General features: G+C 32.0%; 24 protein-coding genes. 9 read left to right on the top strand and 15 right to left on the bottom strand.

Going from position 1 to position 26,950, the window contains the following annotated elements; translation table 11 throughout:
- Position 1 precedes the first annotated feature (1 nt).
- Positions 2 to 1,207 (top strand): ABC transporter permease, encoded by a 1,206-nt coding sequence (locus tag ACVC5O_RS02940; RefSeq protein WP_452219968.1) that lies wholly within the window; start codon positions 2 to 4, stop codon positions 1,205 to 1,207.
- Between the two features lie 132 nt (positions 1,208 to 1,339).
- On the opposite strand, the gene dusB is transcribed toward ACVC5O_RS02940, so the two are convergent.
- On the bottom strand, positions 1,340 to 2,335 hold the full coding sequence (dusB, locus tag ACVC5O_RS02935; RefSeq protein ID WP_452219967.1) for a tRNA dihydrouridine synthase DusB: 996 nt from the start codon (positions 2,333 to 2,335) through the stop codon (positions 1,340 to 1,342).
- A gap of 121 nt (positions 2,336 to 2,456) precedes the next feature.
- Between dusB and ACVC5O_RS02930 the strand changes: the two genes are divergently transcribed.
- The 3 genes from ACVC5O_RS02930 to ACVC5O_RS02920 all read left to right on the top strand — a co-directional run bounded on the left by ACVC5O_RS02930 (position 2,457) and on the right by ACVC5O_RS02920 (position 4,901).
- Positions 2,457 to 3,206: a prolipoprotein diacylglyceryl transferase gene (locus ACVC5O_RS02930; RefSeq protein WP_452219966.1), complete on the top strand. Its 750-nt coding sequence runs from the start codon at positions 2,457 to 2,459 to the stop codon at positions 3,204 to 3,206.
- A gap of 100 nt (positions 3,207 to 3,306) precedes the next feature.
- A complete protein-coding gene (locus ACVC5O_RS02925) occupies positions 3,307 to 4,701 on the top strand; it encodes a radical SAM protein (RefSeq protein WP_452219965.1) in 1,395 nt (464 codons plus the stop codon).
- Positions 4,701 to 4,901 carry a hypothetical protein gene (locus ACVC5O_RS02920; RefSeq protein ID WP_452219964.1) on the top strand — a complete coding sequence of 67 codons (201 nt, stop codon included), beginning with the start codon at positions 4,701 to 4,703 and terminating at the stop codon, positions 4,899 to 4,901. The genes ACVC5O_RS02925 and ACVC5O_RS02920 overlap by 1 nt, the downstream gene beginning before the upstream one ends.
- Before the next feature lie 144 nt (positions 4,902 to 5,045).
- On the opposite strand, the gene ACVC5O_RS02915 is transcribed toward ACVC5O_RS02920, so the two are convergent.
- Positions 5,046 to 5,471: a DUF4345 domain-containing protein gene (locus ACVC5O_RS02915; protein ID WP_452219963.1), complete on the bottom strand. Its 426-nt coding sequence runs from the start codon at positions 5,469 to 5,471 to the stop codon at positions 5,046 to 5,048.
- A gap of 114 nt (positions 5,472 to 5,585) precedes the next feature.
- A complete protein-coding gene (locus ACVC5O_RS02910) occupies positions 5,586 to 6,809 on the bottom strand; it encodes a M28 family peptidase (RefSeq protein WP_452219962.1) in 1,224 nt (407 codons plus the stop codon).
- Between the two features lie 55 nt (positions 6,810 to 6,864).
- On the opposite strand from ACVC5O_RS02910, the gene ACVC5O_RS02905 reads away from it, so the two are divergent.
- The gene (locus ACVC5O_RS02905; RefSeq protein WP_452219961.1) at positions 6,865 to 7,962 is read left to right on the top strand and encodes a TolB family protein; all 1,098 of its coding nucleotides are present in this window, start codon (positions 6,865 to 6,867) and stop codon (positions 7,960 to 7,962) included.
- A 253-nt stretch (positions 7,963 to 8,215) separates the two neighbouring features.
- On the opposite strand, the gene ACVC5O_RS02900 is transcribed toward ACVC5O_RS02905, so the two are convergent.
- A complete protein-coding gene (locus ACVC5O_RS02900) occupies positions 8,216 to 10,654 on the bottom strand; it encodes a TonB-dependent receptor domain-containing protein (RefSeq protein ID WP_452219960.1) in 2,439 nt (812 codons plus the stop codon).
- 159 nt (positions 10,655 to 10,813) lie between these two features.
- Here ACVC5O_RS02900 and lepA point away from each other — a divergent pair, with 159 nt between their 5' ends.
- Complete coding sequence (gene lepA, locus ACVC5O_RS02895; protein ID WP_452219959.1) at positions 10,814 to 12,610, top strand: translation elongation factor 4; 1,797 nt, start codon at positions 10,814 to 10,816, stop codon at positions 12,608 to 12,610.
- Between the two features lie 427 nt (positions 12,611 to 13,037).
- Here the strand turns inward: lepA and ACVC5O_RS02890 are convergent, their stop codons facing one another.
- Positions 13,038 to 13,529, bottom strand: coding sequence for a CPBP family glutamic-type intramembrane protease (locus tag ACVC5O_RS02890; RefSeq protein WP_452219958.1), 492 nt, complete (start codon positions 13,527 to 13,529; stop codon positions 13,038 to 13,040).
- Between the two features lie 20 nt (positions 13,530 to 13,549).
- Positions 13,550 to 15,394, bottom strand: a complete 1,845-nt coding sequence (locus ACVC5O_RS02885; protein ID WP_452219957.1) for a cation:proton antiporter — start codon at positions 15,392 to 15,394, stop codon at positions 13,550 to 13,552.
- Between the two features lie 243 nt (positions 15,395 to 15,637).
- Between ACVC5O_RS02885 and ACVC5O_RS02880 the strand changes: the two genes are divergently transcribed.
- From ACVC5O_RS02880 to ACVC5O_RS02870, 3 genes are read left to right on the top strand one after another with little or no spacing between them, the layout of a single operon-like run.
- On the top strand, positions 15,638 to 16,507 hold the full coding sequence (locus ACVC5O_RS02880) for an MBL fold metallo-hydrolase (RefSeq protein WP_452219956.1): 870 nt from the start codon (positions 15,638 to 15,640) through the stop codon (positions 16,505 to 16,507).
- An 18-nt stretch (positions 16,508 to 16,525) separates the two neighbouring features.
- Positions 16,526 to 18,127: a S8 family peptidase gene (locus ACVC5O_RS02875; RefSeq protein WP_452219955.1), complete on the top strand. Its 1,602-nt coding sequence runs from the start codon at positions 16,526 to 16,528 to the stop codon at positions 18,125 to 18,127.
- A gap of 57 nt (positions 18,128 to 18,184) precedes the next feature.
- Positions 18,185 to 20,005 (top strand): M1 family metallopeptidase, encoded by a 1,821-nt coding sequence (locus tag ACVC5O_RS02870; RefSeq protein WP_452219954.1) that lies wholly within the window; start codon positions 18,185 to 18,187, stop codon positions 20,003 to 20,005.
- 191 nt (positions 20,006 to 20,196) lie between these two features.
- Here the strand turns inward: ACVC5O_RS02870 and ACVC5O_RS02865 are convergent, their stop codons facing one another.
- The 9 genes from ACVC5O_RS02865 to ACVC5O_RS02825 all read right to left on the bottom strand — a co-directional run.
- The gene (locus ACVC5O_RS02865) at positions 20,197 to 20,691 is read right to left on the bottom strand and encodes an SUKH-3 domain-containing protein (protein ID WP_452219953.1); all 495 of its coding nucleotides are present in this window, start codon (positions 20,689 to 20,691) and stop codon (positions 20,197 to 20,199) included.
- A 79-nt stretch (positions 20,692 to 20,770) separates the two neighbouring features.
- Entirely contained in the window at positions 20,771 to 21,325 is a 555-nt protein-coding gene (locus tag ACVC5O_RS02860; protein ID WP_028607242.1) for an REP-associated tyrosine transposase, read from the bottom strand.
- 173 nt (positions 21,326 to 21,498) lie between these two features.
- Positions 21,499 to 21,987 (bottom strand): hypothetical protein, encoded by a 489-nt coding sequence (locus ACVC5O_RS02855; protein WP_452219952.1) that lies wholly within the window; start codon positions 21,985 to 21,987, stop codon positions 21,499 to 21,501.
- Between the two features lies 1 nt (position 21,988).
- Positions 21,989 to 22,135, bottom strand: coding sequence for a hypothetical protein (locus ACVC5O_RS02850; RefSeq protein WP_452219951.1), 147 nt, complete (start codon positions 22,133 to 22,135; stop codon positions 21,989 to 21,991).
- 147 nt (positions 22,136 to 22,282) lie between these two features.
- Entirely contained in the window at positions 22,283 to 24,253 is a 1,971-nt protein-coding gene (locus ACVC5O_RS02845) for a hypothetical protein (RefSeq protein WP_452219950.1), read from the bottom strand.
- Positions 24,254 to 24,560: 307 nt separating this feature from the next.
- On the bottom strand, positions 24,561 to 25,166 hold the full coding sequence (locus ACVC5O_RS02840; protein ID WP_452219949.1) for a hypothetical protein: 606 nt from the start codon (positions 25,164 to 25,166) through the stop codon (positions 24,561 to 24,563).
- 142 nt (positions 25,167 to 25,308) lie between these two features.
- Complete coding sequence (locus ACVC5O_RS02835; RefSeq protein WP_452219948.1) at positions 25,309 to 25,743, bottom strand: phage holin family protein; 435 nt, start codon at positions 25,741 to 25,743, stop codon at positions 25,309 to 25,311.
- 18 nt (positions 25,744 to 25,761) lie between these two features.
- On the bottom strand, positions 25,762 to 26,190 hold the full coding sequence (locus ACVC5O_RS02830) for a TIGR02594 family protein (protein WP_452219947.1): 429 nt from the start codon (positions 26,188 to 26,190) through the stop codon (positions 25,762 to 25,764).
- 322 nt (positions 26,191 to 26,512) lie between these two features.
- A partial coding sequence (locus tag ACVC5O_RS02825) for an REP-associated tyrosine transposase (RefSeq protein ID WP_452219946.1) occupies positions 26,513 to 26,950 on the bottom strand: 438 nt, incomplete at its 5' end.

Raw genomic sequence — 26,950 nt, 5'->3', positions numbered from 1 at the left:
ATTGAATATTTCCTTATACATAGCTAAACGTTATTTGCGCTCTAAAAGCAGTAATAATGCTATTAATTTTATTACAATTTTAGCCATAATTGGCATTATTTTAGGTGCTGCATCCTTATTTGTAGTACTTTCTGGCTTTGCTGGTTTAAAAGATTTTACTTTAGAGTTTACAAGCATTGTAGATCCTGATTTAAAAGCCGAAACCACAGTTGGAAAAAGCTTTATACTTACCGAAACACAAGAACAAGAGATTGCAAACATAGAAGGTATTGCATCGTATTCTAAAGTTATTGAAGAACGTGTTATTGCTTCGTTCGATGGTTTAAAACATCCAGCTTACATTAAAGGAGTAGATGCTAATTTCCCTGTTGTGAATGCAGTAGATTCGGTTATTGTGCAAGGCAGTTGGTTGGCGCCAAAAACCAACCAAATAGTTGTAGGTTGGGAAATATCCAGGCAATTATCTTTTGGTGTTTTAGACTATAATAAGTTTGTTAATTTATATGTTCCTAATCCAGGAACAGGACAAATCTCTTCGGTTAAACAAGCCTTTTCTTCTGTAAAAACAGTAAATATTGGTATTTATGATATTAACGAAGAACTCAACAATAAATACATTTACACTTCCATTGAAACAGCACAAGAATTATTAGGCTACCAACCCAATCAAATTTCGAGTATTGAGTTTAAATTAAACAAAAACGCAGACGAAGCTTCTGTAGTTTCACAGCTTTCTAGCCTTTTAGGAAATGATATTAAAATAAAAAACAGATTACAGCTTAACGATGCGTTGTACAAAATGCTAAACTCCGAGTATTTGTTTGTGTATCTATTACTTACTTTAGTTTCAGTTATATTAATTTTTAATGTTATTGGCTCTTTAATTATGATGATTTTAGACAAAAAGAAAACATTAAATACGTTATTTAATATTGGAGCAACTGTAAAAACAATTCGGAATATTTTTTTCTTACAAGGCTCAATAATGACTATTGTTGGAACAGCAATCGGTTTGTTTTTAGGCTATATAATAGTATTAGCACAACAAACTTTTGAGTGGGTAATGATAACGCCTTCGTTACCATATCCAATGAGTGTGCATGTAGAAAACTTAGTTTTAGTGTTTGTAACCATTTCTATATTAGGCGTTTTAGCGTCTAAATTAGCAGCTTCGCGTATTTCTGAAAAGTTGGTGAAAACAGGTTAGTTTTAATTTGGGCAAGTTGCCTAAAAAGGCAAACAGGCTTTCACAACTCGCTCTTTGCAAGGAGCTCAAACAAATTGCTCAATCCTTCTTGCACTTACCTGCTATGGTTTTGTTTTATAGAGTGATTACAAGCTACTCCGCAAACAGAAAGTCTCCAAACTTCTCCAACACCTCATCAAAAGCAGCAAAAACATCTGCCGAAGCATCGCTAGTTACCATTTTCATTCTATGTTCTTTAAAATGTGGAATGCCTTTAAAGTAGTTGGTATAGTGACGTCTGGTTTCAAAAACACCTAAAATTTCGCCTTTCCAATCTATGGACATTTGTAAGTGTCTGCGAGCAGCTTCTACACGCTCTTGCATTGTAATTGGCCTGTAATGTTCTCCAGTTTCAAAAAAGTGTTTTACTTGTTTAAAAAACCAAGGATTACCAATTGTTGCACGACCAATCATACAGCCATCTAATCCAAACTCATCTCGCATAAGCATTGCCTTTTCTGGAGAATCCACGTCGCCATTTCCAAATACAGGAATGTGCATTCTTGGATTGTTTTTTACTGCAGCAATAGGTTTCCAATCGGCTTCCCCTTTATACATTTGTGCTCTGGTTCTACCATGAATAGAAATTGCAGCACAACCCACATCTTGTAAGCGTTCTGCAACCTCAACAATTTTAATAGAGTCGTGATCCCAACCTAAACGCGTTTTTACAGTAACAGGTAAATTGGTGCGTTTTACCATTTCGGCAGTCAATTGTTCCATTAAACAAATGTCTTTTAAAATACCTGCTCCAGCACCTTTGCTTACTACTTTTTTAACAGGACAACCAAAGTTAATATCAATAATATCCGGATTGGATTTTTCGACAATATCTATAGTTTGCAACATGCTTTCCATATTGGCTCCAAAAATTTGAATGCCAACAGGTCGTTCTTTTTCGTAAATATCCAACTTCATAACGCTTTTTGCAGCATTACGAATTAAGCCTTCGCTACTTACAAACTCTGTGTAAACCACATCTGCACCTTGTTCTTTACACAATGCACGAAATGGTGGATCGCTTACATCTTCCATTGGAGCTAGAAGTAATGGGAAATCCGGAAGTTCTATGTTGCCTATTTTTACCAAGTGTATTTAATTTTGGAGCAAAATTAAGGTTTTTTAGGTAATTGTGAATAAAAGACCTCACAGGTTTTAAAAACCTGTGAGGTCTGAGTGAAAATAATTTATATTTATAAAAAAAATAATCTTGCAAATCCCTTTCGAACCCACAATTTTTGGCTACCAAATAAATATTCATCTTATTTTAGAGTATTTAGCCTTTTTTATTGCCTTTAGATATTATGTTATTTTAAGACGACAACAGTCTGATGTTATTTCCTCCAATAACAGGCTGTCTATAATTTTAGGTGCAGCTCTTGGAGCGTTAATTGGTTCGCGTTTAGTTGGACTCTTAGAGAATCCTCTAGTTGAATTTTCGCAACAAAACCTTATTGCACTATTAAACACAAAAACCATAATGGGAGGACTATTTGGTGGCTTACTTGGTGTAGAATTGGCGAAAAAACTTATTGGCGAAAAAAGTTCTTCTGGAGATTTGTTTGTGTTTCCTATTATTGTTGGCATTTTTATTGGTAGAATTGGCTGTTTTTTAATAGGTGTAAAAGAGTTTACTTATGGACGTGTAACAGATTCTATTTTTGGAATGGATTTAGGCGATGGTTTACTTAGGCACCCAACCTCTTTTTACGAATTGGTGTTTTTAGTTGTGTTGTTTTTAATTTTAAAATATATTAAATCACATATTACTTTAAATAATGGAGATTTATTTAAACTATTCATGCTCAGTTACTTTGGGTTTCGGTTTTTTATCGAGTTTTTAAAACCCAATGTGTTTTATGTATTTGGATTAAGTACTATTCAACTTTTATGTGTAATTTGTTGGTTGTATTACAGTAAATTTATTGCTAATACTGTTATTAGCAATAAAGCGCGTTAAGGATTGCAGTGGAAATCCTTTTTGTGAGGCACGAGCAAAAAGATTGTAACGTAAAGCCTGACCCTTGTGGTAACGCCAAAATAATTTTAAAAACAAACAAATGCCAGTTAGAAACTATACCTATTACGATTTTACGCTAAGCCTTTGTCCGGAATGTTTAAAGCGTGTGGATGCTAAAATTGTGTTTGAAGATGGTAATGTTTATATGCTAAAACGCTGTAAGGAACATGGTAATAGTAAGGTGTTAATTGCAGACGATATTGAGTATTACAAAAACATACGTAATTATAACAAACCTAGCGAAACGCCTTATACCTTTAATACCAAAACGGATTATGGTTGTCCTTACGATTGTGGTTTGTGTCCAGATCATGAGCAACATTCTTGCTTGACTGTTGTTGAGGTTACAGATCGTTGTAATTTAACCTGTCCAACGTGTTATGCTGGCTCGTCGCCAACCTACGGAAGGCATCGTACTTTAGACGAAGTTAAGGCAATGTTAGATACTATTGTGAGGAATGAAAAGGAGCCAGATGTGGTACAGATTTCTGGAGGTGAGCCAACAATACATCCGCAGTTTTGGGAAATTATGGATTATGCAAAGTCGTTGCCTATTAGGCATTTAATGCTAAATACTAACGGGATTAAAATTGCTAAAGATGTCGCTTTCGCGGAACGATTAAAAACGTACGCACCAGATTTTGAAATTTATTTGCAATTTGATTCGTTTGAAAATAGCGTACTGCGCGAATTGCGTGGTGCAGATTTAAATGAAATACGTAAACAAGCGCTTAAAAATCTCAATAGATTAAACTTATCGACGACTTTAGTGGTTACGCTACAAAAAGGATTAAATGATGGCGAAATAGGTAAAATAATTGATTATGCATTACAACAAAAATGTGTTCGTGGTGTGACGTTACAGCCTACTCAAATTGCTGGACGATTAGATAATTTTAATCCTGAAACCGATAGGATGACCATTACAGAAGTGCGACGTAAAATTATGGAGCAGACGTCTATTTTTAATTCGGACGATTTGCTGCCTGTACCTTGTAATCCTGATGCTTTGGTTATGGGTTATGCTCTTAAATTAGGAGATGAGGTGTTTCCGTTAACACGATATATTAATCCAAATGATTTGCTAGATAATAGCAAGAATACTATAATTTACGAGCAAGATGAAGCCTTACAAGGCAAAATGATAGAGTTGTTTAGTACAGGAAACTCTGTTGAAGTGGCTGAAGAAAATTTAAAATCTATTATGTGCTGTCTGCCTAATATTGATGCGCCAGAATTGGGTTACGATAATTTATTTAGAGTTATAATTATGCAATTTATTGATGCTTATAATTTTGATGTGAGAGCGATAAAAAAATCGTGTGTGCATATTGTGGATAAAGACAATAAAATTATTCCTTTTGAAACTATGAATTTATTTTATCGCGACGATAAAAAAGCACGTTTGGAGGAACTTAGAAATGAGATTTCGTAATGCCTATGCTTTTAATTGACTCTACAGATTATGGCTTTATAATTCTATTAGGAGTATTGTTAGTATTTGGTGTGCCTTTAATTATTGGAATATTTGCATTAGCTTTACGAAAAAAGAAACCTAAAATTGCTAAAATTTTAGGTATTGTAATAGTCGTTTATGCATTAATAAGTTTGGGATATTGTAATGGGTTAATATAAGTTGATATGTTTTTAGAAGTAGGAAATTTAGATGGTTTAGTTGTTATGTTATTGCTTATAATGTTAGGTCCTGCAATAATATTAGCAATAGTGGGATTGGCTATAATTAAAAAGCATAAAAAAACATCTAAAGTATTATTTATTTTAGCTGTGGTTTATACCATTATTAGCCTTGGTGTTTGTGGAGCCATTATGTCTGGTTATTAACCACAAACCATAAAATCCTAAAAACAACTCTGCTACTTTTCCAAAAACATAGCCAAACGTTGGTACGCCATCCTGTACAATGCTTAGCACTCTACCAAAACCTAAGCCTAACATAAAAATCATGTTAGTAATTAGTGCTAGTTTTAAATAATTGGTTTTAAATAGTCCTAAAATCCATAAGGTTGAGAATCCAAGATACAATCCCATAATGGCTTTGTAAAAGTTATGCTCGTCTATAGTTTCCAAATACATATCGAAACTTAATTCTGGTTTAAAACCATAAATTATCGCAACAGGAACGACTATTACTACAGATATTAATAGATGAATTTTACTAATAAAGTCTTGTTTGGTGTTTATCATCCTATACTGTTTTGTCATTCAGAGCGATAGCGAAGAATCTCATAAAAAAAAAAATGCAAAAAGATTCTTCGCTTTGCTCTGAATGACATCGCTAAATCTTCCAGATTTTTGAGTTTAAAATGTAACCTCAGTTTCAACTAATTCTTCGCCACGTTTTACAATTACTTTTGTTTTATCGCCTTTTTCAAAAGCAGATAAAGCGCGCATATAACTCATCATGTCTGTTATTGTACTATCGCCAAGTTTAGTTACAATATCTCCTCGTTGCAAACCTGCTTTAAATGCTGGAGTATCTTCTCTTGTGCCATCTATTCGCATGCCTTTTCCATCAAATAAATAATCTGGTGTTACACCTAAACCGACTTTAAAACGAGGTACGTCGTCACTTTCATTTTTAGTTTTTCTAAATGGTAATCTTCCATTATTATCTAAGTCTGAAATAATTTCATAAATATAATTTGAGATGGTTTTCATGCCTTCATAATTCAGTTTTTCGGCATCATCTGTTGGTTTATGGTAGTCTTCGTGCTGACCAGTAAAAAAATGCAATACAGGAATATCTGCATTATAAAACGACGTGTGATCGCTTGGTCCAACACCAGATTCTTTTTGTATTAACTTAAACTTCTCGTTATTAGAAGTTAGTGTTTGCTTTAAAATTGGAGAGGTTCCAACGCCATAAACTGCCAAGGTACTGTCTGCTTTTAAACGTCCAACCATATCCATATTAATCATATAGTTTACTTTTTTTGTGTCTATAGTTGGGTTTTTTACGAAATAATTAGAGCCTAATAATCCCATTTCTTCACCAGAAAACGCCATAAATAAATAGTTATTATTACTATTTCCGGCCATTAATTTTTTAGCTAAATTTAATAACACTGCAACACCACTTGCATTATCATCTGCTCCATTGTGAATGGCTTTTTCTCCTCTATGTAAAGAGCCTTCTGCGCCATAACCTAAGTGGTCGTAATGTGCTCCAATAATAATAGTGTTTTCGGCTTTATTATCTATAAAACCAATTACATTAGTTGCTGTAATGGTACTATCGCCTTCTTTTACTGTGTAATTTACTTTTTGATGTGGATTTGTTTTCGGTTTAAAAGAAAACGTCTGAAAAAAACCATCAGTTCCTTTTGATTGAAGTCCTATTGCTGTAAAACGATCTGCTATATATTGCGCTGCTTTTTGTTCGCCTTCGCTTCCTGTTTGTCTGCCTTCTAAACTATCGCTCGATAGGAAAGCGACATCTTCTTCTATAGTTACCAGTTTCGGTTTTTCGGTTTTACAAGCAGAAAGTAGTAGTAAAAAAACAAGGATAATATTATATTTCATTATTCAGAAGTATTAATTTTACACAAATTTAATCAATACTCTTAAATTATTATCAATGAATCGTATATACATTCTTTTTTTCGTCTTTGCTTTTTTTAGCTGTAAAAATGAAGTAAAAACAGAAACCACAAAAACTGTTGAATCTACTGAAACTAAAAACGATTTAATTTATCCTGAAGAAACTCATTTTAAATCTTTAAGACAGGTAACTCATGGTGGAGATAATGCGGAAGCCTATTGGAGTTTTGACGATAAGCAATTGGTATTTCAATCCAACTACAAAAAATGGAACGTAAGCTGTGACCAAATGTTTTTAATGAATGCAAACCAAACCTTTGACAGTATTGCGCCTCCAATGGTAAGTACAGGAAAAGGACGTACAACCTGTTCTTATTTTATGCCAGACAATAAGCATATAATTTACGCTTCTACACATTTAGGAGACGAAAAGTGTCCAGATACACCTTTACGTAAAAACGGAAAATACATTTGGCCTGTTTACGACACCTTCGATATTTTTGTAGCAGATTTAGAAGGTAATATTGTAAAGCAATTAACACACGAAAAAGGTTACGATGCAGAGCCAACAGTCTCTCCAAAAGGCGATAAAATAGTATTTACTTCAACCAGAAGTGGTGATTTAGAGTTATATACTATGAATTTAGATGGTAGCAATGTAAAACAAATTACAGACGAATTGGGTTACGATGGAGGTGCCTTTTTCTCTCCAGATGGTACAAAAATTATATTTCGCTCCTCACGTCCAAAAACCGAAAAAGAAATTAAAGAGTATAAGGATTTATTAGCTGAAGGCTTAGTAGAACCAACAGATATGGAACTTTATATTTGTAGTGCAGATGGTAGTGACTTACGCCAATTAACCGATTTAGGAAACGCGAATTGGAGTCCGTTTTTTCATCCTAGTGGAAAAAAAATATTATTCTCTTCTAATTTTGAAGCTGAACGTGGTTTCCCGTTTAATCTCTACTTAATAGATATTGATGGTAAAAATTTAGAGCGTGTAACACATAGCGAAACATTTGATGCGTTTCCGGTGTTTTCTAACGATGGAAAATATTTAGCCTTCTCTTCTAATAGAAATAATGGTGGAGGACGCGATACAAACTTGTTTATTGCAGAGTGGCAGGATTAATAAAATCCCTTTGAAAAATGGGATCTCTTAAATGTTTAGTCTAGTTTTTCCAATCTACAATACTTATATTATACGTTTTTCGTGTGAATATTGAGTGCTTTCAAATTGTCAATTCAGTAACCCATACTTATAATTTACTCTATGGTTTTCTCCATGAGCACTATAAATTTTAATTTCTTGTAACGTATTGTTGTTTAAAAGTTAATTAAAGATTTCTTCATTATTAACATATTCCAGCCTAAGTAGGAATCTATTATTTATTCAATCGATCGCGTTCCTTACGCTCTTTTGTACGTTCGTTAGTTTCAAGCGTCGTATTACCAAACTTATAACTAAAGCCAAGTTTTACATATCTATTGTCCAAATTGGTGAAATTTGTACTGTTTTGATCAGCATATTTAGAGCGAACAGTAAAGTCTTGCTGGTTAAATAAATCGGCAAAAGCTAAGGATAGTGTACCTTTATTTTTTAGCACTTTTTTGCTAAACGAAAGGTCGGAAACTAAACGAGAACCGACTTCCATAAAGCCTTGCTGGTTTTTTCCAACGTATGTTAATGTGAAATTTGCAGATAAACTTCTATCCTTTAAAAACGAAAAATCATTACTTAAAACCGAGTAATTAGACCATTGATTAGTTTTTAAAAATTCAATATTAGAGCTTATTCCGTTATCAATATTAAAACTAGCTTCGTTTTGAATGTTATAAAACGAAGTCACAAAGTAAACAGACCAATTATCAACAACATCAAAATAAGTTATAAAGTCAAATCCTAATTCTTTAATAATATCAATATTTGTTGGAGAGTATATTTGAACATTATTCACATTATCCTGTAATGGTAATTCGTGAATATCTCCTTTGGTTTTTTTGTAGTAGGCTTCAATAGTATATATACTGTTAATTTCTGTACCTAATACAATGTGATTTGTAATTGCAGGTTGGAGGTTTGGGTTTCCTGTAACAATAATATTATCGTTTAAAAAATAGTTAAACGGATTTAAACTCTGGTAATTTGGTCTGCTAATACTGCGTTTAAAATTGGTGTACAAATTAGCGTTTTCAAAAGCCTGATAACTTAAATTTAACGTTGGAAACCACTCTAAATACTCTTGTTTGTTTGTGCTGTTTGTTGTTGGAGAAAACCCTTCTGTTTTGGTTTGTTCTGCTCTTAAACCTCCAGAAAAACTCCATTTGTCCCAACTTTTATCATAGCTAACGTAAGCTGCAAAAACAGCTTCGTCGTAATCAAAAGCATTAGTATTAGCAGTATTTAGAGATAATTCTCCAGTGGTAGTATTAATATCGTATTGTACAATTTTACTTTCGGTATTTACTTTAGATGACTTTATACCAGCTAAAAAATTAGAGCTGTCATTAATTGGTAATTCGTAATCTAATTGAGACGTAAAGATTTCGGTTCTTTGGTCGTTTCTTGTTTTAAAGGCTGTATCAAAATCAAACGTAGAATTGGCAGTTAAATAATCGCTATTTACATGTTGGTTTCTGTCATAGTCATATTTTGTAACGTGAGTATTTAATAACAAACGAGAGCCGTTTTTTAAATTGTGTTTAAAATCTACATCAATACCTAAATTATACTTGTTATCGTTAGACAAATTATTGGAATTAAAACTATAGTCATCGTTAGTAGATTCCACATCGTTAACTACTGTGTTTCCTTTGGTTAAATAGTTAAAATAAGGCAACACTAAGGCATTAGATGTTATGCTTAGCGTGTTATTTTCGTCTATAAAATAATCGAAATTTAGATTGGCATTATGCGTTTTAGACGTTGTGTTTCGGTTTAAATTTGTATTCCAAATTTGATCTATAATACCATTATTTGTGTAATTTATTACCTCATCATTCTCTCTATTAATTTTACTATGTGAGTAGTTATAATTAAGATTAATATTAACCTTTTTTCTTTTGTAAAACTGGTTTATTCCTGCTGTATATCTTGGAAAAACACCTTGAGTGTAGTTTGTAAATACAGTACCTCTGTAACCTGTAATTAGGTTTTTACTCATTACAATATGTAACACTGCTCCACTTTCGGCATCATATTTTGCTGGTGGATTTGTAATTACTTCAATTTTTTTAATGGCGTTTGCTGGAGAGTTTTCTAAAAGCTGTGTGAGTTCGCTTGCAGATAAATGTACTTTTCTATCGTTAATAAAAACTGTTGGAGTTGTGTTTTTAATCGAAATTTCTTCGCCTAAAACCAAAACACCAGGAGTGCTTCTTAACACTTCTAACATAGAACCTTCACTTAAAGAGGTATTTGCGACATTAAACACTAACCGATCGACTTCTTTTTTTAAGGTTGGTCTATTTACAGTTATTGTAACTTCCTCTAAAGCTTCATTATCTGTTTCTAAAACTAATTGAAATGTTTCGTTTTTACTTAAATTAAAATCCTTAATTATCGTTTTATAACCTAAAAAACTTGCTGAAATTCTATATTTGCCTGCTTTAATAGTTTCAAATTCAAAAAAACCACTTTCGTTAGACGACACGCCTTTGTGTTGTGTAAATCCTTCTTCTGAAGCTTTTAATAGCAACACATTAGCATAAATTACTGGCTCGTTATTTTGATCTATTAAAGTACCGGAAATAGAGTGTTCTTGCGCATTAACACTAAGTAAAGAGCAAAGTGTGAATAAAATTATGTATGTAAAAACCTTCAAAAAAACGCTATTAATTTAATATGCAATATACTATTTGTTTTTTCTTTTTTGTTGCGGATTTCCCGTAAATTTTGTGTCATTTTGGTTAAAAATAAAAGTGTGTTAATGCATAATAAATCCACTATATTTGTAACTTCTTTTTAGAGAAGATTATTGACTATGAAGCACATTAGAAATTTTTGCATTATTGCACACATTGACCACGGAAAAAGTACACTTGCAGACCGTTTGTTAGACGTTACAGGCTCTGTAACTGCTCGAGAACAGCAAGCACAACTTTTAGACAGTATGGATTTAGAACGCGAACGTGGTATAACCATAAAGTCGCATGCCATACAAATGGACTATACTTTTGAAGGACAAGAGTATGTTTTAAATTTAATTGATACACCTGGTCACGTCGATTTCTCTTATGAGGTGTCGCGTTCCATTGCTGCCTGCGAAGGCGCTTTGTTAATTGTAGATGCTGCACAAAGCATACAAGCACAAACCATTTCTAATCTGTATTTGGCTTTAGAGAATGATTTGGAAATTATACCTGTACTTAATAAAGTGGATTTACCAAGCGCAAATCCAGAAGAAGTAACAGATGATATCGTGGATCTTTTGGGTTGTGATCCAGAAGAAGTTATACACGCAAGTGGAAAAACTGGTTTTGGTGTAGAAAATATTTTAAAAGCAATTATTGAGCGTATTCCTGCTCCTGAGGGAGATCCTGAAGCTCCATTACAAGCATTAATTTTTGATTCGGTTTACAATACATTTAGAGGTATTGAAACCTATTTTAGAGTGTTTAATGGCGAAATTAAAAAAGGACAACATATAAAATTTGTAGCAACAGGTAAAGATTATTTTGCAGATGAAGTTGGTACGCTAAAATTAAATCAGGTTGCTAAAAAAAGCGTAAAAGCTGGTGATGTTGGGTATTTAATTACTGGTATTAAAACGGCTAAAGAAGTAAAAGTTGGTGATACAATTACTGACTTTGCAAAGCCAACTACCAATATTGTTGAAGGGTTTGAGGATGTAAAACCAATGGTTTTTGCTGGTATTTACCCTGTAGATACAGAAGATTATGAGGAGCTTAGAAACTCTATGGAGAAATTGCAATTAAACGATGCCTCTTTAGTGTTTGCTCCAGAGAGTTCTGCCGCTTTAGGTTTTGGTTTCCGTTGTGGATTTCTTGGAATGTTACACATGGAAATTATACAAGAGCGATTAGAGCGTGAGTTTGATATGACTGTAATAACCACAGTTCCCAATGTATCGTACAATGCCTTTACAAATAAAGAACCAGACGTTCCTTTAATAGTTAATAATCCAAGTGATTTGCCAGACCCTTCTACAGTAAATCGTGTTGAGGAGCCTTTTATTAAAGCTACAATAATTACAAAATCTGATTTTGTTGGAAATGTAATGTCGCTTTGCATTGAAAAGCGTGGTATGATTATTAATCAAACCTATTTAACACCAGTTCGAGTAGAGTTAATTTTTGAAATGCCTTTAGCAGAAATTGTATTCGATTTTTACGATAGATTAAAAACGGTTTCTAAAGGATATGCTTCTTTCGATTATCATCCAATTGGGATGAAGGTGTCTAAATTAGTACGATTAGACGTATTATTAAATGCACAACCAGTAGATGCGCTTTCTGCATTAATTCATGCAGATAACGCACACCATATAGGTAAAAAAATGTGTGAAAAGTTAAAGGAGTTAATTCCGCGTCAGCAATTTGATATTCCTATACAAGCAGCAATTGGAGCAAAAATTATTGCCAGAGAAACTGTAAAAGCATTGCGTAAAGATGTAACTGCAAAATGTTATGGTGGAGATATATCGCGTAAACGTAAATTACTTGAAAAGCAGAAAAAAGGGAAGAAGCGTATGCGACAGGTTGGTAATGTGGAAATTCCTCAACAAGCGTTTATGGCTGTATTGAAGTTGAATGATTAATCTGTTGCTTTGGAAAAAGGGATTTTATGAAATTTCTTTCTAAATATGACTAAGATTAATTTAGGTATTTTAAATTAAATGACCTTTTAGATTTTTAATATAAAAATCGCTAATTACATACGTTAGTAATATAACCTGATGCAAAAGCTATGCATAGTGCTAAATTATAAAGAACTGAAATCGCAATAATTGTGAGAAATACTTTAGTGTAGGTTTTCATTGTATATTCGCTTTAACAGGTTTTTATTAATACTTGTTCCAATTAATAATAAACCAATAATTAACTTTAAGGCAGCAATTTAAATCATATTAACTTCTAAATCAAAAATGTGATAAGTTTTAATAGTGCTTTAATTCTTTAATAATTTAATTCCGTCTATTAAATAGGTTACTCCTAATAAAATAAAAACAAGATTCAATAATTTTTTCATCCTTTAAAGTTGTTAAAGTTGATTATAAAACCTATTAAATTCTCAAAAATATGTATCCCTAAAATTAATAAAAAAGGACTTAGGTTTTTTCTTTTTTTTGCTTCAATATAAATTAGTGCCCAAACAATACCAGAACAAAAGGTTGATACAAGTATTATTATTTTATCAACTAATATTTTTTCATTTGAAAAATGAGATGCAGCAAAGACTAAACCAGAAAATAAAACAACTAATAATATACTTTTTGTTAGTTTAATACTTATTTCTATAACAAGAAATTGAAAAATAAAAGTCTCTATGATTGGTCCAATAAAAACAACCATGCAAAATATAATAAAAATGTTTTGATGGAATAAGGTACTTTCCGTTTGAAAATTTTCTGTAGAAAAAAGGGTTAAAAGTGAAGTTAAAATTGCTACAGCTAAACTAAAAGCAAAACTAAAAACTATGAACTTTTTATAGTTTAAAGATCTTATAAAAAATTTCATTTAAAAAATACTAAGTTTCTCTAATTTGTCTCCACAATTTCCACATCAAAAGCTTTTCCTAAATACACTAATTTGTAGCCTTTTACAATATCTTCTTCTTTAGATTTTTGAGACGAAATAATGTGTAACTCGCCTTCGTCGTCTTTTATAAATAACGGAATGGTGTATTTCTCATTACTTGCAATATCAATAAGGCTCTCGTAATGCGCTTTATCCTCTAATTCTATTTCGTGTATGGCAGGATAATTCCTTGTTACTTTTTCTAAGTTAATATAATCATCTGTTGAAGAGAACAAACCTTCTTCTGGACTTGATTCTGCGTTTTTAATCTCGTCTGAAGTTACTAATCTATACGATCCATTTTCACCAAATTCTTTACTGTATTTTTCGATAACGTAGGCATTAATTTCAGAGTTTCCTGTCATTGCCATTATATAACCTACATCATTTAATTCTATATTGTCCGAAAGAGAGTCGGAATAAATATTAGCGATAAATGCATCTAAGCCTAATTCTTCCGCCTTATCAATATTGTTTTGGTTACTATCTATTAACACTACATGTCGTCCATTATTTACTAAATAATGACCTAATAAACGTGGTAATTTAGAGGCTCCAACAATTAAAATACCATTAGATTTTGTTAAAAATACACCAACTAATTTTGCAAATAATCGTGCTGTAGTAGCGTTTAATAAAACGGTTCCTAAAACAATCATAAAGACTAAAGGTGTAATATATTCTGCACCTTCAACGCCTTGTTTCATTAATTTACTTCCAAAAAGAGACGCGATACCAGCAGCAACAATACCTCGAGGTCCAACCCAACTAATAAATAGTTTTTCGTTTAAATTAAGCTTAGAGCCTTGCGTACTCACAAAAACAGCCAAAGGCCTTATTAAAAATACAACGATTGCAAATAGTACAGCGGTTTTCCAAGTGTAAAGCAATAATAAATCTTCGATATCTATATTTGCTGCTAATAAAATAAACAATATTGAAATTAATAATACGCTAAGGGATTCTTTAAAGTAAAGTAATTCTTTTAGGTTATCTAGCTTACTGTTCCCTAAAACCATTCCCATAACTACAACTGCTAATAAACCAGACTCGTGCGCAAATAATTCGGATTCAACAAACACTAATAATACAGTAGAAAGTGATACTACATTTAATAAATAGTGAGGAATAAAATTTTTGTTAATCGCAAAAGCTAAGGCATGAGCAAAAGTAAATCCAAAAGTAGTACCAAAAAGTACAATTTTACCAAACTCCATTAATGCCGTTTTTGTAAACCCACTATCTCCACCAACACTAATAAACTCAAATACTAAAACGGCTACCAATGCACCAATAGGGTCGATTAAAATACCTTCCCATTTTAACACAGTAGAAACGTCTTTTTTAAGCGGAATATTACGTAAGATTGGCGTAATTACTGTTGGTCCTGTAACAATTATAAGTCCAGCAAATAAAAAGGATAAATCCCAACTTAACTCAAAAACAAAATGTGCGACAATACCAGCTCCAAAAAAGGTAATTGCAGAACCAACAGTAATTAATTTAGTAATTACAGGTCCTACATTTTTTATTTCGGAGCGTTTTAATGTTAAACCGCCTTCAAATAAAATAATACTTATGGCCAGAGATACAAAATAATACAAACTATCTCCAGGAAACAGGCCTTTTTCTCCATTCCAAATAGGTTCTATCCACTTGGTTCCATCTTCGCTTAAAAACTCTGCTGCAATTGGTCCAACTAATAAGCCAATAAGTATTAAAGGCAAAATGGCTGGAATTTTAAATTTCCAAGCTACCCATTGCGCTAATATTCCTAAAATAATTATTCCTGCTAATTCTAACATCTATACTTTTTTTGTGAAATTACAAATTCTTCAATTATAACTTAATTCAAATTTAGATTAAAATTTTAAAGTTTAAAATCTGTTCTCTTAAAATACACTATGTTTATCTTATACGACAAACGTTTTTCAATTATAAAAAAAATTAAAGCGCTATAAAACATAGAGAAGCGTTTAAAAAATAGTGTTTCTTAATAAAAAGCTAATATATTCTACAAATACTAGCATATTTCTTAATTTGCAATCATGAATTTATATCCAATACAAGCAGGAAATTTTAAACTAGATGGAGGCGCAATGTTTGGCGTTGTTCCCAAATCTTTATGGACAAGAACTAATCCTGCAGACAGTAATAACATGATTGATATTGCTGCGCGTTGTTTGTTAATTGAAGATGGAAATCGATTAACTTTAATCGATACAGGAATGGGCAATAAACAAAGCGATAAATTTTATGGTTATTATCACCTTTGGGGAGACGATAGTATTGATAAATCACTAGCAAGCCATGGATTTAATAGAGATGACATTACAGATGTGTTTATGACGCATCTTCACTTTGATCATTGTGGTGGCACCATACAATATAACAAAGATAGAACACTATTGGAGCCCGCTTTTAAAAACGCTAATTTATGGAGTAATCAAAACCATTGGGATTGGGCAACACAACCTAATAGACGAGAAGTGGCTTCTTTTTTAAAAGAAAATATTTTACCAATGGAAAGCTCTGGACAATTAAAGTTCACAAAACTCCCAGAACAAGATATTCTAAAAAATTCTGCTTTAGGATTTGATGTGTTTTTTGCTAATGGTCACACCGAAAAACAAATGATCCCAATGATTAATTACAAAGGAAAAACTATTTGCTTTATGGCAGATTTATTGCCTACTGTTGGACACTTGCCTTTACCTTTTGTAATGGGTTATGATACTAGGCCTTTATTGACTCTAAACGAAAAAGAAAAATTCTTGAATTTAGCCGCAGATAATAATTATTACTTATTTTTGGAACACGATGCACATAACGAAATTATTACTGTGCAACACACAGAAAAAGGTGTGCGTTTAAAAGACACATATACGTGCAACGATATTTTTAACTCAAACACATAACAGTAACACAATTTAACTATGAAATTTATTAATAAACCTATTATTTTATCAGCTTTTGCTGCTATTATTTTATCAAGTTGTGGTGGTAGTGGAGCGCCAATTTTAACTACACCTATTGAAAACATTGATAATACACCAATTAAAGAAGCAAGTTTAACTGATGCTGAAGAAAAAAATTGGGGCCATTTAGATTTAGTAAAAGACACCATTCCTGGAATGAGTGTAGATAAGGCTTATGCTGAAATTATAAAAGGAAAAAGAGGACAAACTGTTATCGTTGCTGTTATAGATTCTGGAATTGATATTGAACACGAAGACTTAGATGGAGTGCTTTGGACTAATACCAAAGAAATACCAAACAATGGAAAAGACGATGATAAAAATGGGTATGTAGATGATATCCATGGCTGGAATTTTCTTGGAGATGGTTACGACGAGCAATTAGAATTTGTTCGCATACTCGCTAGCGGAAACACTAATGCACCTCGTTATGCTGAAGTAAAAGCAGAATACGATAAGATGTATGCTGAAACCGTAGCGACTAAACAAAATATAGACGGTTTATTACAACAAATAGAACCTGCACAAGAAGCAATAAGAAAACATTTGAATAAAAAAGACTATACAGCTAAAGATGTTGCTGCTATTAAAACTGAAGATGAAGCCTTATCTCAAGCAATTAGTATTCAGAAATTTTTATACTCAAGAGATTTAACTTTAGAAGACGTAAAAAAATATGCTACTGCGTATGCAGAGCGTTTAAATTACAATCTTAATAAAGATCTTAAAGGACGTAAAACAGGAGATAATCCAGACGATTTTAACGACAAACCAGGTTACGGAAACGGTAATGTAATGCCTGTAAAAAAATCGGAAAGCCATGGCACTCACGTTGCAGGTATAATAGCTGCAGAGCGCAATAACGGATTAGGCGCAAATGGAGTAGCAAACAATGTAAAAATAATGAGCATACGTACTGTACCAAATGGAGATGAGTACGATAAAGATGTAGCAAAAGCAATACGTTATGCAGTAGATAATGGCGCAAAAGTAATTAATGGAAGTTTTGGAAAAAGCTTTTCTCCACATGCAGAATGGGTAAGAGATGCTATAAAATATGCTAGCGATAACGATGTGATTTTTGTACACGCAGCTGGTAACGATAGTAAAGATGTAGATACAAATCCTAATTTTCCAGACGATAATAATGGAGGACCAGAAGTATCGAATACTTACATAAGAGTAGGCTCGTTAACAAACAAATACGGAACAAATATGATTTCTAGTTTTTCTAATTATGGAAAAAAGAATGTCGATGTATTTGCTCCAGGATCAGACATTTATTCTACTGTACCAGAAAACGAATATGAGCCAAATAGTGGAACTTCTATGGCTGCTCCTGGAGTTGCTGGAGTTGCTGCTTTAATTCGCTCTCAATTTCCAAAACTAACTGCTGCGCAAGTAAAACAAATCATTTTAGATTCTGGTTTACCTGTTCCTGCAAAAGTTGTTGTTGGTGGTAATGCTAACGATGTGAGAACGTTAGGTGATATTAGTAAATCTGGCAAAATTGTAAACGCTTACAACGCTTTAGTTATGGCAAAGCAATTGTCTAAATAGTTTTAATTTTTAAGGCCTCAATGCTAATTATTGAGGCTTTTTTTAGTATTTATAATTATGAAAAAAATCTTTCTTTTAAGCCTGTCGTTTGCATTTTTAATGGCATGTAACTCGTCCAAAAATGTTGTGTCACAATCGCAAAACACAACGTCTAAAAAAGAGACTTACTGGCAACAGCATGTAGATTATAAAATGGAAATAGACATGGATGTTAATACCTTTCAATATCAAGGTAAACAGACCTTAGTTTACACAAATAACTCTCCAGATGTTTTAGATAAAGTGTTTTATCACTTATACTTTAATGCTTTTCAGCCAGGAAGCGAAATGGATGTGCGTTCGCGTACTATTGAAGATCCAGACAGACGTGTTGGAGACAGAATAAGCAAATTAAAACCAAACGAAATTGGATATATTAAAGTCACCTCGTTAAAACAAGACGGAACAGCAGTAAGTTACGACACTGTTGGTACAGTTTTAGAGGTTGATTTGGCAAGTCCAATAAAACCAGGACAAAGTGTAACTTTAGATATGGTTTTTAATGCACAAGTGCCTAATCAAATTCGTCGTTCTGGTAGAAATAGTGCTGAAGGTGTAGCGTTATCTATGACGCAATGGTACCCAAAATTAGCAGAGTACGATTTTGAAGGTTGGCATGCAGACCCTTACATTGGAAGAGAATTTCATGGCGTTTGGGGCGATTTTGACTTAAAATTAACTATAGATAAAGATTATGTTGTTGGAGGAACTGGGTATTTACAAGGCAATCCAAAAGTAAAAGGGAATAAAAAAACGTTGCATTATTTAGCACCAAATGTTCACGATTTTACTTGGGCTGCAGATCCTGATTATATTCATGATACTATACAAGTTCCTAATGGACCAATGCTTCATTTTTACTATAAAAAAGATTTGCCTGCAGAGAATTTACAATACTGGAAAGATTTACAGCCTAAAACAGTGGCTTTAATGCAATATTTTTCAGAAAACTTAGGGAAATATCCTTATGAGCAATACTCTGTAATACAAGGAGGAGATGGAGGAATGGAGTATGCTATGTGTACTCTAATTACTGGAAAAAGAAAGTTTGGGAGTTTAGTTGGTGTTACTGCACATGAGTTGGCACATACTTGGTTTCAGTTTTTATTAGCTACAAATGAAGCTAAGCACGAGTGGATGGACGAAGGTTTTACAAGTTACATTAGTGATCATGCTATGAATGCAATAAATAACTCTGGTAAGGCTAATCCTGCTGCAGCTGCTTATAATGGCTATTATTATTTAGTGAAATCTGGTAAAGAAAAGCCACAAACTACTCATGCAGACCGTTTTGAAACTAATTTAGCCTATGGCATTGCTGCTTATAATAAAGGCTCTGTGTTTTTATCGCAGTTAGGTTACGTTATCGGTAAGGACAATTTAGATAAAACCTTGAAACAGTATTATAAAGATTGGGCATTTAAACATCCAACACCAAACGATTTTATGCGTGTTGCCGAAAAAGTTTCTGGTTTACAATTGGATTGGTATTTAACAGATTGGACACAAACCACGAATACTATTGATTACGCTATAACTTCTACAGAAGAAAACAATAACATTACAACTGTTAATTTAGAGCGTATTGGTTTAATGCCAATGCCTTTAGATTTAGAAGTAGAATATACAGATGGTACGACAGAGCAGTTTTATATTCCTTTACAAATGATGCGTGGCGAAAAACCTGTTGCAGTTGGAACTAAAACTTTAAACGATTGGGCTTGGGCTTATCCAACCTATAGTTTTAGCATTAGTAAACCAAAAAGTGCTATAAAGTCTATTACTATAGATCCTAAAGCAATGATGGCAGATGTAAATAGAGACAATAATAAGCTGTAATAATTTTAGCTTTATTAGTGTAGAACAAAAAGCCTCATCTTAAAAAGATGAGGCTTTTTGTTGGTTGCTAATCTTTATCGTCACTCGTCACAGACGAGCGCTAGCAAGAGTAAACTCTCCTGATAAAGATAGTAATTACTTTAAATGAAAAAAGCTACCCTAAAGTAGCTTTTTATTTATTAGAAAACTTATTATGTATTCCATCCAGAATAATGTTCTGAAGGATTCCAAGTTCCATCATTTTCATTTAACTGAATATAACCTTTACTCCAATCGTCTTTAATTAAAATTTCAATTCCTTCTTCTAAAGAATTAGCAATGTGAAACACATAATCGCCTATCATATATACTTTACCTTCTTCATCAACACCTATATAATAACCATCTGGGTCAAAGTAGGCAAACAAGTATACTTCTTTATTTATTAATGGTAATAAATAATCTAATTCATCTTTATCTTCAGAAATTAAGAGAGTATGTCTGTAATTTAATTGTAGCTTATTTATAACATCTGATTTATAATCTTTTGCGTCTGCTACTTCTAAACCTCCATACTCTTTTAAAAATTCTACTAAAAATTCTGGTGCTTTATTTATAAAATCTGTATTGTATTCATCTAATACGTTTCTTTCTGATTTCCAGCCTGATTTTTCAAACTGCTGTTGTACTTTATCTGTAAAATTCATTTCTTATCTTTTTTAGTTAAAAACTTCTATAATGTTAAAATGTTACCCGATCGCGCGGATTTGTAATCCGTGCTTCTTTCTAAAACACATTTAAAACCAAAACCTCTAACTCATTATCTAAATCTGCATAATTTCTAGCTGAGCTAAACACATAATCTTCTGGGTTTGCAACTATTTTATCTTTTACTGGGTTATTATGAATGTAATGTAACTTTTGCTGGATAAACTTATTTGTTAAGCAAATTTCTGCATGATAACCATCTTGCCAAACTTTATATTGCTGTTCTCTTTTTAAATGTTGACAAGCTTTATGAAAATAATCTAAAAGCCATTCTCTTCTACTTTCTGGATGATTTTTTATGGTTTCTATTATTTGTTTTGAGGTATGTTTTTTAAAATCACGCATAATGTTTGATAACAAATAACCCTCTTTTGCTTTACATAGCATATGGATGTGGCTTGACATTATACAATACGCATAAATCTCTAATCCTTTTTGTTTTTGACAATATTCTAAAGCATTTATAATTACGTAACGTTGCTTTAGTCTTGTAAAGATATCTACCCAACCAACTGTTGTTATGGTTACAAAATAACCTGTGTCGCTCATTGTTGCTTTATATTTTGTAGACATATCTTGTTTTTTCTACAATTTAAGCTTTTTTGTAAATGTAAAAAGAGCATCTAAATTAGATGCTCTTTTTTTCTTATCCTATCTTACTCTTGCTCTTGCTCTTACTCTTACTCTTACTCTTTTGGGCACTGATTACAAATCCGCGCGATCGGAGAAAGTAGCTTTTTTATTAATCAAGAGGTTTTATTATAAATATCATCATCATCCGTAATATTTTTCATGGGTATGCCTTGAGAATAGAAAATGTATTTGAAGCTATCATGCAGGTAAGGCATATCTAAAGCTTCCAAAGTAACTTTTACGTAATCTTCGCCAATTTTACTACTCCACCAAACCCAAGACCGCATTTTTATGTTATGCACCCAAGATTCATAATGCCATTGATTTGGGTCTTTATCTCTGTCTTTACTTGTTTTGTTGGTCATACTTGATACAAACCATTCTGGTAAAATAGTTTTCCATTCTTCGTCAGATGGCCAATCATCTGTATATGCAAATTGAGAAACCGCCAGCATTACTTCTTTTGTTTTAGCTAACACTTGTTCTGGGTTTTCAACATTGTGAGCCATCATAATAATTTTTGGTCCTGTTGGGTATTCATCCTTATTGTAGTCATTAATTCTTTTAACTTCTTTGCCTTGTGAATAATCGTTATAACTCATTTTATTTGTTTTTAATTATTTGTGGATTTGCTATATTTTGTAATAACTCATTAAAGTATTCTTTTGGCAAACCAAAAGAACCTTTTGTTTTTGATGGGTCATCTATTTGTGGTTTATTTGGAAATTCTTTTACTCTAATTTGAGGCACAGCTTCTTTCCTTATTTTTTCAACAAACTTAGGGTTGACTTCTGCAACAAAAACCTCGGCTTTGTTACCTCGTTTAATAAAAAACTCAATTGTTCTTTCAATATCATTAAATGTTACGTGAAGAATATCGCTACCTACAACACTTAATTAGTTTGCTTCATTTAAAAAAAATCTAAATTTGCTAAAATTAGGTTTTGTATTACCTCCTTGCACTCTAAAGAGTAATTTACTTTGTTTTTCAATATAAGTTTCACTTATTTCTTGGAGTGTTTTTATTAATCTTCTATATTCTTGAAACTCTAAAAGCTCTTCTCTAGTAAGAAATAAATCATCTAATTTATCTTCGTGTTGTAATATCTCTTTAGAAGACTTTTTAAGCCCTTTTCTAATAGCCATGGTTAACTCTCCAGATAAAGATAACAATTCTAGCCAAAATAAATACTCGCTAAGTGCAGCACCAAACTTACTATCTTTTATACCTGTTATTTTTAACAATGCATTAACTGTACCACTTGTAATCTCTACTGCTGCAGCTGTCCCTTTTATGACTTTACTAGCTTTGTAATACCAAATTACTTTTTTACCTTTTTTAATGCTTTTGGCTACTTGTACTGCGCGTGCTAAATGCCTAAACTTTGCGATGTTTGGAATACCTGTCATTATACTTAATGCATCCAAACCATACTCTGCTGTTGTAATAACATTACTCCAAAAGCTTTTATCTTCATTCGCTTTTAATAATAACATTGGTGACAGGCGTTGTAACTCCATTGCCTTATCGTTTGTTGGGTCTGCTAGATAGATGGGTTGTAGTGGATGGTACTCTGCTTTCCAGTCTTCTTCTGTAAATTTTTCAATAATTTCTCCCAATCCTACATTTGCCAAACCTTTAACCAAATTATCTACCCATTTCTCGTCTGGTGTGATTACAATGTTTCCTTTTTTGTTAAAATCTTCAGTATTTATATTACTACTATAAAAGCCTAACAGTTTATTGGTTTTATATGGGAATATTAATCTTGGTTTGTTTTTATTATTTTCTGTTTCATCATTATTTGGCAAAGGAGATGTTTCGCTATATATTGGGTTTTCTGGATTTATAAAGCTACTTTGTTTCCATAATTTATATATATACGTGTTATAATCTACAAAATTATTGGTATTCATCTTGCTATATAGTGCTTGTAAATAGCTAATTCCATCTGTTGTTTTTTTGGTTAGTAGTTGGTTTAATAAAAAATCGTTTTTTTCGACTATTGTAGCGTTTTCATCTTGCTGTATGTATTTTAATATTTTAAGTAGGCGCAGTACAATGTCTTCTTTATTTGTTCCAAAATTTGTTAATTGATCTTCTAGAGCAATACCAATAATATCCCAAATAAACTGTGCGCCTAAAATATTGTCTGGATCTTTCATTTTTAAAAACAAGTTTTGCTCTTTTATAAAAAAATCGGCTGGGATATAATGCAAATAGGTTAGCGCTTGGTCTATGTCTGTCTTAAATTTTTTTAAAAGAAGGTTAATTATTATAACATATCTTTCGAAAAATTTATCTTTTCTGGTGTCTATTTCTCCTACAACTTGCAAGGGGGAAATACCTTTTAAAAAATAAGTAACTACTAGAAAACCTAAAAACCCTTCAACATTTTCAAACTCTATTTTTATTGCATATTCGTGGTCTAAAGGTCTAAAATTATGGTTGCCTCTAATGGAATGATAATAAAACAAGACTACTTTATTGCCTTGCAGTTGTGCTTCTGGATACCAGTGTACTTTTCCTTTTTGAGGACTTAAAGTTAGTTTTATATTTCGTTTTATTTGGTCGAAATAGGAGGTAAACATGTGATCAAAAAAATCGTCTGTATAGCCTTTAGCATCTTTATAATTAACCTCGTAATGACCACTTTTTAAACCTCCTAAATGGTTTGGGTTGTAATCCAAAAACTCTTTACTAACAATATCGAAACTCCCTAATCCTGATACAGCAAAATAAATACTCTCTTGGTTTTTGTGATAATAATATTGATTATCATGTGTAATGAGTATAAAATTTTGATCATTTAATGTTTGAAAATGTGTACTGTCTGTATTATCCAACAACAAATCTTGTAACGACACGTATTGTATAAGTCCATTATTATTTTTTTGAAAGTAATAATTAACTTGGTCTTCAACTTTATGTGTATAAAGTGGATAGTTAGTTGTTAGTTTTACAAAGCTATCGTTAAACGTGTTGGGTTTTGGTAATTCGTTTCGTATAATTTTAATTATGTTATCGGAATTTTCGTTTTGATTTTCATTTAAAAATGTAGCATCTATTTTATTAAATGATAGTCGTTTTCTCCTATTAATCTAACACTATGTTTTTTTGGGTTTAAATAGTCTATTAGTATATTTATATCGTTCATTATTATAATTTTTAGTGTTATTTAAACAATCGTACACCAACACCAATGTTGTGTGTTGGTTGTTTAAAATCGTTAATATTAAACCTATAGCTAGCAAACCAATTGCCTTTACGGTTGTATTGTAGGCCTAAGCTAATGTTGTTTAAAGTTTGTGTGTTTCCGCCAACTTCTGAGAATAGGTATAAACCGCTTCTAAAGGTTTTAGGATGCTCAATGGTTTTGGTTACTGTAATTTCTCGTGGCACTTTTAATTTGTAAGATAATTGGCTGTCTAGCAAATTACCTTGAAGTAAATTGTAGCTATAAATATCTATATCGTTATTACTTAAAGTGTCTTGGTACACTTTGGCTTCGTTATATTCTGAAGGCATATTAACTTCGTCTTTACTTTCTATTATTTTTGAAATATCGTCGCTGTTTACATACACTGTTTTATAGTGTACGGTTTGCACTTTAAATGTGTCTTTTTTTGCTTGCCAAACTGTATCTTTTGTTGTGGTTATTTTTGCTTCAGGATTAGTTGGTTTTAACCCACTACATCGTTTTGTAAAGAGATTAAATACTACGAGTCCTATTAGTGTTAAGAGGAGTAGTTTTTCGGTTTTTATTGAAAATTGAATCATTGTTGTTATAGTTTAATTGTTTGTTTTTAATGACTTTTAGATAGTATCTATTATGCCTAATCATCGTTAGAAATGAATTTGTTGTTATTTAAAAACCTGCTTCCTGTTTTTAAACAGAAAGCTTTAGTTTTTTAAAAAAAGGTTAACTCTTCTCCTTTACTTCTTCGGAAGTGTTTTTGTCTTCTGTAAGGCTATCTAAGGTGTCTTTTAAAGGCGTTTGCTTAATTAAATTAACCAAGGCTTTAAAAGGATTAATACCATAGATTTCGTTATAGTTTTCTAAAATGGATTTTATTTCAGCAATGGCTATAAAACCAGCGATTACTTTTAAAAAAGGCACTTCGTTTACAATGTGTTTTTCTAAAAAAAATGCGGCTAATATTACCAAATTATAAATAAAGAATTTAGAAATAGTATGTCCTATTTTAGAGGCTCTAATTGGATTTTTCTTTTTAAAGGATGCATAGGATCCTGTAATAAAATCTACTATTATTAAAAAAATTATGGTAATCATAACTCCATTTACAGGAGACAGGAGTGTGAGTAACCAAAATAAAAGTTTGATTACTTTATCCATGTGTTCTTGTTTTTATGTTTAACTTATTTTATTGAGTTTTTTATAGTCTAACACACGACTTTTAGGATAGGCTTTAATACAAACCATGTTGCGTTGGTTTCCTCCCAATACATAAACAAAGTTTTTAGATTGTTTAATAAAAAAACCTACATGGCCTTTCCAGCTGTTTTGTTTTTCTCGCCACAGTACTACAATATCTCCAACTTGAGGTGTTTTTGTAGAATGGCCAATTTTTAGCCAGCTTCTAGCATTTAGTTTCCCAGAATACTCATAACCTGTTGTTTTGGCTACCCAATTAACAAAGGCACTACACCAAGCGGTTTCATCTTTTAGTTTTGAGCCATCAAAACCAATGTCGTTAAAGTATTTTAAAATACGATGGTTATCTTTAGAGCCTATAATCTCCTTAACGCCATACTCTGATAGCGCTTTATTTATAATATTCATAAATATGTTTGAGTGTTAATTTTAAGCAGACCAAACTCTTAACCAAAGGTTACTTTAGTGTATTTGTTTTCTTAACCAGAATAGGATTAACCTAGGTTTTTAGAGTTTCTACTTAACACGAATTAATAATTAACTAACGGTAAACGTTGTTAGAAAAGCGAATACAAATATAAACATATTACAATTGTGTTGCAAACATTTTACAAATTAAATATGTTAAATTTTGTAATTTGTTTTAGGTAAGAGAAATGAAAAAGAGCACCATTTTGATGCTCTTTTATTTCTTACTTATGCTCACGGATTATAAATCCGTGAGCACAAACTAAAACATATTTAAAATCAGCACCTCTAATTCATAATCTAAACTAGCATAATTTCTTGCTGAACTAAACACATAATCTTCTGGATTTGCTACAATTTTGTCTTTTACAGGATTGTTATGAATATAATCTAACTTTTGTTTTATAAATGTATTGGAGCTACATGCTTCTGTATGATAACCATCTTGCCAAACTTTATAGTTTTGTTCTCGTTTTAAATGTTTACAAGCTTTCTTAAAATATTCTAATATCCATTCTCTTCTACTTTCTGGATAGATTAATAAGGTTTTTATTATTTGTTTTGAGGTGTGCTTTTTAAAATCACGCATGATATTAGACAATAAATAACCTTCTTTTGCTTTACATAATATATGTATATGACTTGACATTATGCAATAGGCGTAAATCTCTAACCCTTTTTGTTTTTTACAATAATCTAA

Source organism: Lacinutrix salivirga, assembly GCF_053604675.1.
The sequence above is the reverse complement of the archived record's forward strand: the minus strand, read 5'-3'. Positions and strand labels throughout refer to the sequence as shown.

Excerpts from the sequence above, each read along its gene's own strand:
- ACVC5O_RS02925 (WP_452219965.1), top strand. The coding sequence starts at position 3,307 with ATGCCAGTTAGAAACTATACCTATTACGATTTTACGCTAAGCCTTTGT.
- ACVC5O_RS02855 (WP_452219952.1), bottom strand. The coding sequence starts at position 21,987 with ATGAGTTATAACGATTATTCACAAGGCAAAGAAGTTAAAAGAATTAAT.
- ACVC5O_RS02915 (WP_452219963.1), bottom strand. The coding sequence starts at position 5,471 with ATGATAAACACCAAACAAGACTTTATTAGTAAAATTCATCTATTAATA.
- ACVC5O_RS02905 (WP_452219961.1), top strand. The coding sequence starts at position 6,865 with ATGAATCGTATATACATTCTTTTTTTCGTCTTTGCTTTTTTTAGCTGT.
- ACVC5O_RS02840 (WP_452219949.1), bottom strand. The coding sequence starts at position 25,166 with ATGATTCAATTTTCAATAAAAACCGAAAAACTACTCCTCTTAACACTA.
- lepA (WP_452219959.1), top strand. The coding sequence starts at position 10,814 with ATGAAGCACATTAGAAATTTTTGCATTATTGCACACATTGACCACGGA.
- ACVC5O_RS02890 (WP_452219958.1), bottom strand. The coding sequence starts at position 13,529 with ATGAAATTTTTTATAAGATCTTTAAACTATAAAAAGTTCATAGTTTTT.
- ACVC5O_RS02860 (WP_028607242.1), bottom strand. The coding sequence starts at position 21,325 with ATGTCTACAAAATATAAAGCAACAATGAGCGACACAGGTTATTTTGTA.
- ACVC5O_RS02920 (WP_452219964.1), top strand. The coding sequence starts at position 4,701 with ATGCCTATGCTTTTAATTGACTCTACAGATTATGGCTTTATAATTCTA.
- ACVC5O_RS02870 (WP_452219954.1), top strand. The coding sequence starts at position 18,185 with ATGAAAAAAATCTTTCTTTTAAGCCTGTCGTTTGCATTTTTAATGGCA.
- ACVC5O_RS02910 (WP_452219962.1), bottom strand. The coding sequence starts at position 6,809 with ATGAAATATAATATTATCCTTGTTTTTTTACTACTACTTTCTGCTTGT.
- ACVC5O_RS02865 (WP_452219953.1), bottom strand. The coding sequence starts at position 20,691 with ATGAATTTTACAGATAAAGTACAACAGCAGTTTGAAAAATCAGGCTGG.
- ACVC5O_RS02885 (WP_452219957.1), bottom strand. The coding sequence starts at position 15,394 with ATGTTAGAATTAGCAGGAATAATTATTTTAGGAATATTAGCGCAATGG.
- ACVC5O_RS02835 (WP_452219948.1), bottom strand. The coding sequence starts at position 25,743 with ATGGATAAAGTAATCAAACTTTTATTTTGGTTACTCACACTCCTGTCT.
- ACVC5O_RS02880 (WP_452219956.1), top strand. The coding sequence starts at position 15,638 with ATGAATTTATATCCAATACAAGCAGGAAATTTTAAACTAGATGGAGGC.
- ACVC5O_RS02830 (WP_452219947.1), bottom strand. The coding sequence starts at position 26,190 with ATGAATATTATAAATAAAGCGCTATCAGAGTATGGCGTTAAGGAGATT.
- ACVC5O_RS02875 (WP_452219955.1), top strand. The coding sequence starts at position 16,526 with ATGAAATTTATTAATAAACCTATTATTTTATCAGCTTTTGCTGCTATT.